The sequence below is a fragment of the Dokdonella sp. genome, from assembly GCF_035703485.1.
Taxonomy (GTDB): Bacteria; Pseudomonadota; Gammaproteobacteria; order Xanthomonadales; family Rhodanobacteraceae; genus Dokdonella.
In genome coordinates this window covers 1-14,423 of record NZ_DASSYD010000056.1, presented here as the reverse complement: position 1 = coordinate 14,423, position 14,423 = coordinate 1, and the positions used below count along the sequence as shown (strand labels likewise).

Below are 14,423 nucleotides of genomic sequence, written 5' to 3'. Positions count from 1 at the left end.
GGTCTCGGTCGTGCTTGGCGCATGCAGTGCCGAGCCATCAGATCCGGCATCCACGAAAAGCCCCGCGTTGGACTTGTCGCGGATTGCGGCCGGTGGTCTGGTCGAGCCGGTCAGCGAGGAGCGCGTGATCATTCCGCAAATTTCCGGTCGCCTGGCCAGGGTCGAGATCGAGGAAGGCGACAAGGTCAGCGCCGGCCAGCTGATTGCCGAGATCGAGAATGCCGATCTGCGCGCAGACATGGCGGCCGCCGCTGCCGAGGTGGATCTGCGCCAGGCCGAGCTGGAGCGTTTGCGCCACGGTGCGCGCGCCGAGGAAATCGCCCAGGCCGTTGCCGGACTTGCTGCGGCCGAATCCGCCGAGCATCTGGCCGAGGCGGCGCGATCGCGCGACCAGCCGCTGCTGCAACGCAAATTGATCAGCCAGGCACACTGGGATCAGACGCAAGCCGAACTGGAAATGGCCAGGGCGGAACGCGAGCGCGCAGCTGCCGCACTCAAGTTGTTGCGGATCGGTGCGCGGGTCGAGGATATCCGCGCTGCCGAAGCACGCCTGGCTGCCGCAAATGCCATGCGTGATCGTGCCAAAGCGCAGTTCGGCAAGTCGCAGATTCGCTCGCCGATCGATGGCGTCGTGCTCAAGCGCGATCTGCGCGAGGGTGAAACGGCAGTGGCGCTGTCACCGCTGCCGCTGGCACGCATTGGCGATATCAGCCAGTTGCACGTGCGCGCGGATATTGACGAGCTCGATATCGCCCGCGTCCGCGTGGGCCAGACGGCCGAGATGCGCAGCGATGCCTATGCCGGCCAGCATTTTCCGGGCAAGGTGATCCATGTCAGCCAGCGCATGGGACGGCGAAATTCGAGCTCGGATGATCCGGCCGAAAAGCAGGATGCCAAGATCCTTGAAGCATTGATCCTGCTTGAAGGCCATCCGGCCTTGCCCATCGGCTTGCGCGTGGATGTCTTCATCGATGTCGTGGCCACGCCGTCTTCACCACGAAAATAAGAGAAAAAAACATTTGTCCCGCATGGCTGCGAGGCGATGCATCGTCTTCACATGCGCATGCCGTGTACGCCACGTCACGTGGAATTCAAGCCCTGCCCGCAGCCGTCATGTCAGCGCGCCAAGGTCAAAGATCGTCACGACGCGTCAATTTCGTGGCCGGAGCAAGGCGATCCGGACTACTCTCGATGTGACGATCTGCTTTCCCCATCCATCGGGGAAGGATCGGGCTTCGCCGTTTACGCAAGCAGGGGCTCACCGCATCAGCAATTTCAACCACGCGGCATTCCATCGCCGCGTCTGGCGTGATTTTTGCGAGCAGGGGTGCTTCCCAACAACAGTTTCATTGTCCGGATTTCCAGGGGATATTGTGCACAACTTGATCAAGTGGGTGATCACGACGCTTTTGATCGTGATGGCAGGCAGCGCCATGGCGCAGCAGACCTTCACAAAGACCCGGCTCGGCAACGCCGGTCCTTACGACACCAACGAGACGGTCACCTATCGATTGCAGGGTTCCTGCAACAATCTGGTTTCCGGTTGCGGAACCTTGCGCATCGAGGATGCCTTCCCCGCCGAACTGGTCGTGGCCAATTGCCCGACCTCGGGGTTCTTCAACACGATCACCTGCACGCCGGGCAGCAATACCCTGGTTCTGGTGCGCAACGCCTACGCCGGTGGCGAGAGTTTCTCGCTGGATGTCGATCTGCGCATCATTCCGTCGATAACCGTCGCCGTGACCGATGTCGTCAACCGGGCGGTTGCTGGCATCAATGCCACGGTCTGTCCGGCACCGCCGCAAAATATCGTGGTTGGCGGGCCGAGGCCACCGCTGCCAGCCGACAGCGCCGATTGCGCCTACGCGGAATCCGCGCCGATCAGTGTCAACGGGCCGCTGCCGCAATACGTTGTCAGGAAGCAGCGACTCGATCCGGCGACATCTTTGCCGGTCGCCGCCGGCGAAGCAGTGACCTACCGCGTGCGCATCTGCTCGACCTCGGCCAACGGCAATATGCCGCTGACCAGTGCGACGCTGATCGATACCTTGCCGAATGTGCCGGGGCTGACTCCAGCCAGTGTCGAAAACAGCGACGGCGGCGTGGTCGTCGCGGGGCCTCCGGTAACCGTCACCTGGAATCTCGATGACAGCACACCGCCGCCGACCGGCTTGCAGGGTCTGCATACCGGCACGGCCTGTGCCGATCGCACCCTCGTCGTGCGCTATCCGACCGGCCTTCCGGTAGGGACTACGATCAACAACGCGGCCAGTGCGACCATCGTTCCCGCGGTTGGCGGACCGGGCAATATTGGTCCGGGCACGCGCAACGACACGATCGGTGCTGCGACACCGAACGGGACGTCGAACAAGAGTGCGCCCGACGTCGCACCGGGTACCGGCAATCCGATCATCTTCAGCATTACCGCCAACACCAGCAACGCCAATACACGCGTACCGAACTTCACCGTGATCGAACGCTTTCCGCAGGCGTTCGGAGCGTTGCCTGCCGGCATCACGTTTGCCTCGGTAAGCAGCGGGCGCTGGAATTCGCCGGCTGACGGCAATGTCAGCAGCGATATGCGCGCAACGATCGAATACACGACCCTGCCCTTGCTCGCCGGCAACTATTGCGACTTCTCCGCGAGCACGGCGTTGGCCAGCAACATGGCCAGTCCGGGTGGATCAATCACCTACAACGTGCCGGGAGATATTCCGGCTACCGCGACCTGCATGCGCTGGGTGTTTGCCGATCTTGGTGCCAACGGCCCGGCAACGCCACGCAACTTCGCCTTTACCACCTCGCCACAGGTCCGCTACAACGTCGGCGCGAGTCCGCCGGTGATCGTGCCTTCGGCGATCGAAAACTGCACTTATGTTGATTTCACCGGCGGTCCGGCATCGCCGTCGGTGCGTTGCGCCAATGTGCGCGTTGAAGAAGGCACGCCATCGGTGCGTGCCGGCAAGTCCGCCAGTCCGAGCATCGCCGCGCCCGGGGCGACCATCGATTTCACCCTGACTGCGAACCATGTCAACGGCGACAGCACCGCACCGATCGTCAATCCGGTCATCTCCGATTGGTTGCCGATTCAACTGGAGTTCGTCAGCCTGGTCAGCACGACGCCGGGCGGTGGTGTACTGCAGGTTACGCCGGACTACGGCACGCCGGGTCGTACCCTCGTGCGCGTTGCGTTTACCGGCAGTTTCCCGACCGGAAGCAGTGGCCCGCAGGTGGTCATTCGCGCTCGCGTTCGCGAAGGTGTGCCCGCCAATCTTGCGCCGGCCACACCGTATGTAAACGACATGGCGGTGTTTCTTGATCCGGGTCCGTCGGGCGCGTTTACCTGTCCCAACAACAGCGCGCCGTTTGCCGACGTCAACGACCTCGACAACGATGGCTCCACGGTCGATCTGATGTGCCCGGCTAGCGCGAATTTCCGCGTCTCCGAAGCGTTCATCCTCGGCGGCGAGAAATGGGTCGAAGGCGATCCGGCGCTGGCCGTGGTCGGTGATCCGAGCCAGGCCAGCGTTGCCACCAACAATTCGAGCTGCCCGGATTACGCCAGCACCTTCGGTGGCCCGGCGTCGAACTTCACGCGCTATCCCTGTGTTGCGCGGACCGATCATGGCGACGCGTTCCGCTACCGCTTGCGCCTGGCCAATGCCGGCAACCGCCTGCTTGAGGAATACGTCGTCTATGACACGATCCCGTTCGTTGGCGACACCGGTGTCGGTGGTCCGCTGATCACCACGCCGCGCCTGAGCCGTTGGGCACCGACCCTGAATGGCCCGCTGAGCGCCAATGTTGTCGTGCCGCCGTTGATCCAGTTGGTCAACCCGGGCCTCGATCCGGTCGCCTACGCGAGTGCCGCAGCCGTCGAGATCGAATACACGACGACCGCCAATTTCTGTCGTGGCCAGGTGCGTACGGCCAACTACACGCCCGCGCAAGCAGGAACCGCGGCAATCGAAGACTCTTTCCCGAGTGGTTGCACGCATGGTGTGTGGACAAGCACGCCCCCCGTACCTGCGTCGCTGGCAACCGGCTTCCGCATCCGCGCGTTCTCGACGCTGACCACGCCAGCGGCAAGTACCGACTGGGTGCCGGGCACCTACATCGAAGTCGACGTGCCGATGCGCGCGCCGGCAACCGGAGCTCCGCCTAGCTATGTCGGCGGTACTGCGCCGAACATCCGCGGCAACAACGCGGTATTCAATCCGAGCTGGAACTCGTTTGCCCATCGTGTATTCCAGGACAACGCGACCGTTGCCGCCGACTTGTTGCCGACCGCCGAGCCACCGAAGGTCGGCGTGATCCTGCCCGAGCGCTATCGCCTCGGCAATCTGGTCTGGCGCGATGATGGTGCCGGCAATCCGACCCAGCGCAACAATGGTCTGGCCGATGCGGGTGAGCCGGGTATCGACGGCGTCAGCGTACTGCTGTGCCGTGATACCGATGCCACACCTGGTCCGAGTGCAGGCGATAGCCTGGTGTCGACGACGACGACAGCGACGCTGGCCGGCAATCCCGGCAAGTACGCCTTTACCGATCTGCTTGCCGGCAATGACTACTACGTCGCCATCGCCAACACGCCGGCACAGCTTGCGTTGAATGGGTTGTTCCCGACCGTACCGGTGGAAACCGATCCGAATCTCGATGTCGACAACAACAGCAACGGAGCGCTGCTCGGGGTCACCGTCTGCGGCAATACCCCGAACTCGATTGCTTCGGGCTTGATCTCGCTGGGCCCGGTCACGGGTACGCCGCCTGGCGCCAACGAACCGACCAATGAGCGCCTGCGTGTCGGCGGTGTCGATGATGACAACGACGGCAATACGGTGTTTCCGGATTCAGCCTCGAACTACAGCGTCGATTTCGGTTTCGTCCAGCCCGTTGATTTGGGCGATCTGCCGGACAGTTTCGGCACTCTGATTGCCAGCAATGGACCGGTCCATCCGCTGATCAATGCGCTGCGTCTCGGTGCAGCGGTTGATGCCGAAGTGGACGGTCAGCCCAGCGTTGCTGCCGATGGCGACGACAACAGCGGCACGGATGACGAGGATGGCGTGACGGTCGCCGACCTGACCCATTTTATTGGCGCTCCGGGCAATGTCCGGGTCAACTACAACAATCCGAACCCGGGCGCTGCTTCGGCGCGCATTTGCGGCTTCATCGATTACAACGGTGACGGCAGCTTCGGCGCTGGTGAATCCGCCACGCTCGATGTCGACAATGGCAGCGGCACGGCGACGCTCGCCTTTGGCACGGTGCCGGCCGGCTTCACCGGGTCGACCTATGCGCGATTCCGCATCAGCTCCGATGTCGGCGCGGCCTGCTCGCCGATTGGCCCGGCCAGTGATGGCGAGGTCGAGGACTACGTGGCCGAGGTACTGGACGCAGTCGATTTCGGTGACTTGCCGGATACCGCCGCTGGCATCGGAGCCGGCAACTACGAAACCCTGCTCGCCAACAACGGGCCGCGTCACGTTCTGCGCCCGGGCCTGCGCCTCGGTGCCTGCGTCGATGCGGAAGTCGATGGTCAGCCCAACGCGCTGGCGACCGGCGATGATCTGGGCGCCGGCACGTTGACCAACGGCACCTGCGCGGTGGCCAATGACGACGAGGACGCGGTCGATCCGGCGTCCCTTGCCTTCTTCACCGGAGCGCCGGTCAATGTTTCCGTGCTCGCCACCAATACCGTGGGCAGTCCGGCGACCCTGTGTGGATTCATCGATCTCAATGGTGATGGTGATTTCGCCGATGCCAGCGAAGCGGCATCGGTGTCGGTTCCGAATGGCAGCAACAACGTGAGCTTCCCGCTCAGCTTTGGCGTCGCGCCTCCGGGCACGGTGGCGGCAGGGTATGCACGCTTCCGCCTGAGCACCTCAGCGACTTGTTCTGCCGACGGTCCTGCCGTGGATGGCGAAGTCGAGGACTATGCGTTCACGGCGGTAACCACCGATCTTGGTGACTTGCCGGATACCGGCGCGGGAACCGGAACCGGCAATTATCAGACCCTGCTTGCCGATGGCGGTGCGCTGCATCCGATCATCGCCGGCCTGTTCATGGGCAGCCTCGTTGATGCCGAAGTAGACGGTCAGCCCAATGCGACGGCGACTGGCGATGATGTGCAGACCAGCGACGACGAAGATGGTGTCGATGTCGCGAGCCTGGCCTTCGTGGTCGGCCAGCCCGGTTCGGTCAATGTCACGGCGACCAACCTGACCGGAGTCGATGCGCGCATCTGCGGCTTCATTGATTTCGACCAGGACGGCAGCTTCATTCCGGGCATCGAAATCAGTTCGGTGCTGGTGCCGAGCGGCAGCAACAACGTGACGTTCCAGTTGCCGTATACCAAGCCGTTGACGACGCCAAGCGGCCCGACCTTCGCCCGTTTCCGCCTCAGCACCGATACAGCGGGTTCTTGCGCAGTCGCCGGTGTGGCCAGCAATGGCGAGGTCGAGGACTACATGGTCAGCGTGCGCCGCATTGACTTGGGCGACTTGCCCGATACCGGTCCGGGAACCGGCAACGGCAACTATCAAACCCTGATTGCCGATGGCGGACCCCAGCACGACATCGTGCCGGGCCTGTTCATGGGCGCCGGTGTCGACAATGAAGCCGATGGCCAGCCGACCACCAATGCCGATGGCGATGACCTGGCCGGAACCGACGACGAAGACGGCGTGGTTGTTGCCGATCTCGACGACATCCAGTTGGGCCTGCATTCGGTCCGCGTCAACGCGACCAATCTGACTGGCAGCGCAGCACGGGTCTGCGGTTTCATTGATCTCAACGGTGATGGCGATTTCGCCGATCCGGGTGAGAGCGCGACTCAGCCAGTGCCGAATGGCAGCAATAATGCGCAGGTTTCGCTGAGCTTCGGCCCGGTCGAACCCGGTTCGCCAGCCACCTCTTACGCACGCTTCCGCCTGAGCACGGCGGGCACGCCTTGCTCGGCTGCCGGTGCCGAGCCGGATGGTGAGGTGGAGGACTATGCGGTCAGCTTCCGCCGTTACGATTTCGGCGACCTGCCCGATAGCGGGCCCGGCAGCGGAACCGGCAACTACAACACCTTGTTCGCCGACAACGGCCCGGCACATGGCATCGTCCCGGGACTGCATATCGGCTCCTGCGTCGATTCCGAGACCGATGGACAACCGAGCCTCGGTGCCGATGGCGATGACCTTGGCGCTGGCGGATTCACCAGTGGCACCTGCGCGGTGGCGGGCGACGATGAAGATGGCGTGCAGTTGCGTCCGATTTACAACGAGGGCAGCCCGACCACGACGCCAGTCACGGTCACCAATACCACGACCAGTCCGGCCACGTTGTGCGGTTTCATCGACTGGAACGGCAACGGCAGTTTCGGCGATCTGAATGAAACCGCCCAGATTGCGGTTCCGGCCGGCACCAATGGCGGCTCGGTGATCCTCGACTTCGGCGTCGTCCCGGCCGGCAACGTGGCAAATCCCTACGCACGTTTCCGTCTGTCCACCGATGACGGTTGCGCGGCAACCGGCGTGGCCAGCGATGGTGAAGTGGAAGACTACGTCGCCGACAGCACGGGCGGCGCGATGAGCCTCGGCAACCTGGTCTGGGAAGATCTGAACAACGATGGTCTGGTCACCGCTGGTGAACCCGGCATTCCCGGCATTCCGGTCAACCTGTACCTCGATGCCAACGATGACGGCACGCCGGATGGGCCATCCATCGACAGCACGGTGACCGACGCCAACGGCAACTATCTGTTCAGTGCGTTGCTGCCCGATACCTACCTTGTCGAGGTTGTTGCGCCGTCGCGCTACACGGTATCAACCGGTACCGGTCGTCGTTGGCTGCCGAGCGGTCCGTACGAGCCTGCGCCGGATCCGGACAACGACATTGACAACGATGACAACGGTACCTTGATTGGCACCAGCGTCTGGTCGCTGCCAGTCACGCTGGACGCGAAGAGTGAACCGATTGATGACGGTGACACCGATTTCAACTCCAACCTCAGCGTCGATTTCGGTCTGTTGACCAATTTTGATCTGGCCTTGCGCAAAACGCTGGCGCCGGGGCAATCGTCGATCCTGCATGCGGTCGGAGACAACGTCGACTTCGTCATAACCGTGTTCAACCAGGGCTCGATCCCGGCCACCAACATCACCGTCACCGACACGATTCCCCCGCAGTTGGTGCTGAATGATCCGAGCTGGACATCGGTGTCTGCCAATCAGGCCACGATCGCCATTGCGGGCCCATTGGCGCCGGGAACAAGCATCGACCTGCCGATTCGAATGACGCTGCGTCAGGCGTTCGGCGGCGTCGTGACCAACATGGCCGAAATTTCCGAGGCCAACGACGAAAATGGCAATCCGATCCGTGACATTGACTCGGATCCCGATGACGATCCCTACAACGATGGTCCGCCGGTCGACGACGCCATCGACAACGAAGGCCAGGATGAAGACGACGCCGATTTCGCCACTGTCGCGATCGCCGTGGGCATTCCCGCCTTGAACCAATACGGTCTCCTGGGAATGATCCTGCTGCTCGGCGTGTTTGCCAGTCGTCGACTTCGCCGCAAGCTGCGTTGATTCGAAGCAATGCAACAGCCTCCCCGATTGACCGGGGGGGCTGTTGTGAGCGCTTCCTGCCGCTACGAAGTCGCTGATTTGCCCGGCTTGTGTCGTCGTGCAAGTCATTCGGCGTTCGACTCTCGTACAATCCACCCATGCCTGTACGACTCACCGATCTGCCGCGATTGCTCGGCGCCAATGAACTCAAGCCGGCCTGGCTGATTGCCGGCTCCGAGCACTTGCAGGTGATGGAAGCCGCTGACCAATTGCGTGCCCGTGCCCGTGATCTTGGTTATGCCGAGCGTGAGATACACGATGTCGATCATCGTTTCGACTGGAACGAGTTGACCATGTCGGGTGCGGCGATGTCGCTGTTCTCGATGCGGCGCGTGATCGAGCTGCGCATGCCGACTGGCAAACCAGGCAAGGAGGGATCGGCTGCGATCAGCGCCTGGTGTGCGGATCCGCCGCCCGATACGCTGCTCATGATCACCGCTCAGGAATGGAGCAAGAAGCACGAGGGCGCGTGGTTCAAGGCGGTCGACAAAATCGGTGTGGCCTTGCCGATTTGGCCCCTCAAGCGTGAAGAGACACCGCGCTGGATTTCCGCGCGGATGAAATCGCGAGGGCTCAAGGCGACGCCGGATGCGATTGAAATGCTGGCCGAGCGAATCGAGGGCAATCTGCTCGCCGCTGCCCAGGAAATCGACAAACTCTCGTTACTCGTTGGAAACACCTTGCTGGATGTCGACACGCTCGAATCCAGTGTTGCCGACGATGCACGCTTTGATGCCTTTCGTCTTACTGACGCAGCAATTGCCGGCGATGCCACGCGCGCTCTGCGCATGGTCGATGGCTTGCGCGCCGAGGGCGCCGAGGCGATACCACTGCTTGGCTGGCTGCTCAATCAATTGCGCGTCCTTTTGCGCCTGTCCAGCGCCAGCGGAACACTGGCCCAGGCATTCCAGACCGAGCGTATCTGGGATGCCAAGCAGACTGGATTCAAGCGCGCACTCAGGGCCGGTGATGCTGCTCATTGGGAGCGCTGCATCGTCCATCTGGGCCGCATTGATCGCATCGCCAAGGGGCGCGGCGCGGGTGATGTCTGGCGCGAGATCGAGCGCCTGATCATGGCGATTGCGATGCCGCGACGTGGTGCCGATTTGCTCGGTGCCGATCGTTGATGGCCACGCGAAGCCTGCGATGAGTCCTCAGAACAATCGGCCGCTCGCCATCCTCGGCGGCACCTTCGATCCGGTCCATCTCGGTCATCTTCGCGTGGCCTGGGAAGCCGCCGAATTTCTCAACGCCGACGTGCACATGATGCCGGCCAACGTGCCGCCTCATCGATCACAGCCGGTGGCCAGCGCCGGGCAGCGTGTGGCGATACTGCGCGCGGCCTTGCAAGGCCAGGATCGATTGTTGCTCGACGAGCGGGAGTTGAAACGCGATGGTCCCTCTTACACCGTCGACACGCTGATCGAATTGCGCAAGGAGATCGGCCCTGAGCGAGCCGTTGTCCTGCTTGTCGGTGCCGATGCGTTTTCCGGCCTGGCCAGTTGGCACCGCTGGCAGGCGTTGTTCGAGCTTGCCCATATCGGCGTGCTCACGCGAGCGGGACACGAAGTCACCGAATCACCTGAGCTGGCCGAGCAAACCCGCAATCGTCGCGCCGTGTCCGTGGCGGAGCTCCGGCAAAGCGCAGCCGGCTTGGTTATCGATATTCGCGTTTCCGCCCTCGAAATTTCCGCCACGCATATTCGCAACGAACTCGCTGCGGGTCGCGAGCCACGCTATCTGGTTCCTGCCGAGGTATTGGCAGATCGTACGTTGCTGGCAGCGTACCGGGCGAACGCATCGCCACATGAGCGTTGATTCCGTTTCGCCACTCGTCACGCCCTGACGTCACTCGCCCATCCGGATTCGCAATTCGTCCCACTCCGACTTCCAGCCGCTCACGTGGCTGAGGACACTGCTTGCTGACAACGACGAACTTGCCGCCGTGATGGCGCGCGACAGGTCATCGCACGGCGCACGGGCAGACAAAGGGGAGCAATTGACGATGACGCATGAAATTGAAATGGGACGGGATTCGAGTCGCGTATTCGGCCAGAGTTTGCTATTGAGGGGCAGACCATTCGCCTGATCGCAGTCGACGAAATTGACTATCTGCGTTCCGACGACAAGTACACGCGCATCGCCTGGCGCGATGCCGATGGAAAGTCGAGCGACGCGCTGATCCGCACGCCGCTCAAGGAACTCCTCGATCAACTCGATGCCGAGCGCTTCGCCCAGGTTCATCGCGCCGTCGTCGTCAACCTGCACTCGATCAGCCATGTCGCTCGCGGCGACAACGAAACCGCGACGATTCATCTGAGAGATCGCAACGAGACCTTGTCGGTGAATCGCAGCTTCGTGCATTTGTTCAAGCAGATGTGAGCGTGTGCGTTTCCCAGGGCCGGTTCCTTCCGAAGCCTCACATCCCGTCCACATCGGCATTCCCAAGCCGATCAATTTCGCTCAGGGCAGCGGCGATTCAAATCCGTTGGCGAACAAGGGTTGCACAATGTTTGCGCGCGAAAAATTGTCGATCGTGTTTGATTCACTCAGGCTGACCGGCCCGGAGACGGTACCCGACAAGTAGTAGGACTCGCTCTCCTCGACGACGGTCAGTTCACCGGAAATGGTCACGCTGCCACCGGGTTGGATATCAAACGTTGCATCAATATTTCCTGAGCGGTCATCGATGTTGCAATTGCTGGCGGACTGGAGATCGCAGGTTAGATTGAGGACTCCACCCTGTAGCGCGGTTCCGGCGAAAAGATGTGCGCCTGAAATCGGCTGATCGCCGGCATATGTAGCGAGCAGTTGGAAGCCAAGTGTCTGTCCCTCAGCAACATGCCTGCGATCAGTAGTGATCGAAAGCTGAAGGTTTCCGTGCTCGGAGATGGTCGTGTCGAGCAAACCCGCGCCAGACGTCCATGGCTTGGTTTCCGATATACGAAAGCCGTTGAACAACATCTGGTTGTCTTGCGTGAATTCCGTAACGATGGGCGAAAGTACGTCGGAAGTGGCGTCGTTTGCACCGGGGTGGAGAACTTGTTGGCTCAGCACGGCTCCGTTGGTGGGATCAATCTCGAACAGGATTGAAAGCGCGCCTACCGAACGACGATATGAGCGGCGCCCTTGCAGCATGATCCTGCCAGATGGCGTCTTGCGGACAAACGACACCGAGGAGCGAAGCGAAGGGTCATTTGGATCGAGCTGCCAGCGATCTATGCTGCCACTTCCGTCATTGTGCAATCTGGCAACGTAGGGTTTGGAGTCTCCTTCGCCGACGGCAATCAAATCTCCGTCCGGCAGAACGAGTTGATCGTAGCCATTGCAGCCCTGTGTGCATGTTGAAGGGCTAGGCGTAATTGTCCAAAGTACGCTGCCATCACCGATGTCAACGCGGGCGTTCTGGCCGGCACCGTAAAAAATGATGTGCTGATCGTCCTGACGGTAGAAACCGTAGTTGTAGCCGGCCCCTGAAAACAAGTCAGAGGACCACATTAGTGAAGCGTCCGCACCTGACAGACGAAGTAGCGTGTGGGCATTTCCAAAAAACACCCCGGCAACGACGACGTCATTGTTGAATACCTCGAAGTCCTGCGGGAAGACCTGCCCAGCTCCTTGAGTCGATCGCGTCGGCGGTACCGTGTTGTCGAAGCGCCATTGCACGTCACCGGTTTGCGCGGCCAGCTTGTAGATGAATTTGCGACCGCAATAGTCATTGAAACCGCAGGGCAAATTGGTGCCGACGCCAATGAAGACATTGCCTGTGCTGTCGAACTCGGGAAGTGAAGAGTAAGTCAACGCCTGGCCCGGTTCCTGCAGCAGTTTGCTCCAGCGCAAATTTCCCGTAGCGCGATCGAAAAGCGTGACATAGGTCAAGCCAGGGGTGATGTAGCTGTAGGAACTCGCCGAATAGGATATTGCGATGGAATCGTCATTGACGATAAGAGATGGCCATTGATCGAAGAATGAAGGATAGTAATATATTTCCTCCACCGGAAGAGCAGGCACGGATTTCTCCCAGGCGGGCGCGCCGGTCAACGCATCAAGTCGCCGTAGTCTTAGTGTCTTGCCATTCTGGTCGGAACCATATGCCGCATTGAATACATCATTGCCGTCGGCAAGGCTTGATGCATAGACGCCTTGATCGGTTTGTGGTGACGGCATTTCAGGCGTCATGACTCCAGTAGTGAAATCGATGCCCTGGAAATGCGCGGTGGTGGCGCCTCCCGCATAGGCTGTCGCCACGCCGAGCAAATGATTGTTGAACAGGCCGCCAAAACCTTGCCAAGTGAGCGGTTGGCTATTCGCATCTTCGGTTGGCAGGGTGGTTGACCAGATTGTGGTGCCAGTAGTCGCGTCAAGCTTGGTCAGGCCGAGCCCTTGGGAAGTCAAAGCGATCAACGAATTGCCAATAAGTGATGGACTACTGCAACCGCAGGAAGTCTGGTCGAGGTTCCAGATCTCGGTACCCGAGCTTGAGGAAAGTCGGCGGATAGAATTGTAGTCAAGGATGATGGGATCTGAGGATGGATCCTTGCTCAAGAGAACCTTGGTGTGCTGAAAAGTCGGTGTGCTCCAGAGTGTGGAGCCATCCACCTCGCTCAATGCCCGGAGGTCCATTTCTGTCTGAAGGTAGACCACACCAGCGCCTGCAGCAACGACGCTTCCACCTTTCGCCAGTTGAGCCGAGATGTTCCATGCAACGTTGCCATCCGCGTCGGTCTTGATGACGCGATAGCCGGTGACATAAAAGCCGGTGGAAATGCCAAACGAGGCATAGATGTTGTCGGAATCAACAACCGAAGCACTGTCACCTGTGCAGCTCTTGTCGCGATCGAAGGCATGCTGCCAAACAACATTTCCGGTTTGAACGTCGGCGACGGACAGCGTGTTGCATTGCGAGTAGGCCAGGCGACTGGTGCCAAGTCGCGCTATGGAGTTGACCAGCGCTCTGCGAGACCAGAGCAAGTTTCTCGAGGTATCCAGTCTTGTGATTTCTCCACTGACATAAGGCCAATCCGAACCGAGCGTGACGATTGTGCCTCCATCTTCCATTTCAATTGCGGTGCCAATCTTCTGATCAAATCCATTACGGTATCCGTAAAGACTGGAGGTCCATTGGACGCTTCCATTCGCATTGACGCGGATGGTTTCTCGGTCAAAACCGGTATTGGCGATAGAGCCGACGATGACGCCGCCGTTAGCGGTGAATGAAAGGTCCACGCCTTCGGTAGCGCGAAGCGGCATCGGAGTCGAGTACGTCCACGGACTGCTCCACAGCACCTCGGCGTTCGCAGAATGTGTGGGCATGACACATGCGGCCAGCGCCGCAAGAACAAATGAACGAATCAGGCTGTGCCCCATGAGTGTTGATTCCCTGGACTGAAGTAAATTGGACGATGAACGGAAACGCCACGATTCCAGAAAGACTGGAATGTCCATCCTGCTCATACGGCCAATTGCGAAGTTTACGCCCGAAAATCCGTCGGGGTCACTTTCAGATCTCAGATCACTGGAGAACGATGCCATCCCCATGTGTTGTTCCCTTTTCTTGGCAAGCACTGAGCGAGTCTGACCGCGCCCAGCTTTGACCGGGCACGTAGCGCATTGCAAAGGCCGAATGAGTGGCCATGAACGACGCCGGCCTTCATGCGAAAAGGCGCTGGGCCCCTGCCTGCGCAGGGGCGAGTGCGCCCGTGAGGGCGTCGTATCAGCGCGGTGTAAATCCGCGTCGGGGCAAGCCACAGGCCTCGTAGTTGAAGGTAACTGCGTCGCTGAGAGGCGGGGTGGAGAGCAACC

The 14,423-nt window shown here is 60.8% G+C and carries 6 protein-coding genes; 5 read left to right on the top strand and 1 reads right to left on the bottom strand.

The annotated features are described in order from the left end of the window. From VFN25_RS04335 to VFN25_RS04315, 5 genes are all read left to right on the top strand, one after another. On the top strand, nucleotides 1–1,006 hold a 1,006-nt coding region (locus VFN25_RS04335; protein ID WP_325139201.1), incomplete at its 5' end, for an HlyD family secretion protein. 388 nt (nucleotides 1,007–1,394) lie between these two features. Next, nucleotides 1,395–8,582 (top strand): GEVED domain-containing protein, encoded by a 7,188-nt coding sequence (locus VFN25_RS04330; RefSeq protein WP_325139200.1) that lies wholly within the window; start codon nucleotides 1,395–1,397, stop codon nucleotides 8,580–8,582. A gap of 137 nt (nucleotides 8,583–8,719) precedes the next feature. Beyond that, a complete protein-coding gene (gene holA, locus VFN25_RS04325; protein WP_325139197.1) occupies nucleotides 8,720–9,748 on the top strand; it encodes a DNA polymerase III subunit delta in 1,029 nt (342 codons plus the stop codon). Between the two features lie 19 nt (nucleotides 9,749–9,767). Then, nucleotides 9,768–10,439, top strand: a complete 672-nt coding sequence (gene nadD, locus VFN25_RS04320; protein ID WP_325139195.1) for a nicotinate-nucleotide adenylyltransferase — start codon at nucleotides 9,768–9,770, stop codon at nucleotides 10,437–10,439. Between the two features lie 228 nt (nucleotides 10,440–10,667). Continuing rightward, nucleotides 10,668–11,003 carry a LytTR family DNA-binding domain-containing protein gene (locus tag VFN25_RS04315; protein ID WP_325139203.1) on the top strand — a complete coding sequence of 112 codons (336 nt, stop codon included), beginning with the start codon at nucleotides 10,668–10,670 and terminating at the stop codon, nucleotides 11,001–11,003. An 81-nt stretch (nucleotides 11,004–11,084) separates the two neighbouring features. Here the strand turns inward: VFN25_RS04315 and VFN25_RS04310 are convergent, their stop codons facing one another. Further along, entirely contained in the window at nucleotides 11,085–14,159 is a 3,075-nt protein-coding gene (locus VFN25_RS04310; RefSeq protein WP_325139193.1) for a PQQ-binding-like beta-propeller repeat protein, read from the bottom strand. Nucleotides 14,160–14,423 lie beyond the last annotated feature (264 nt).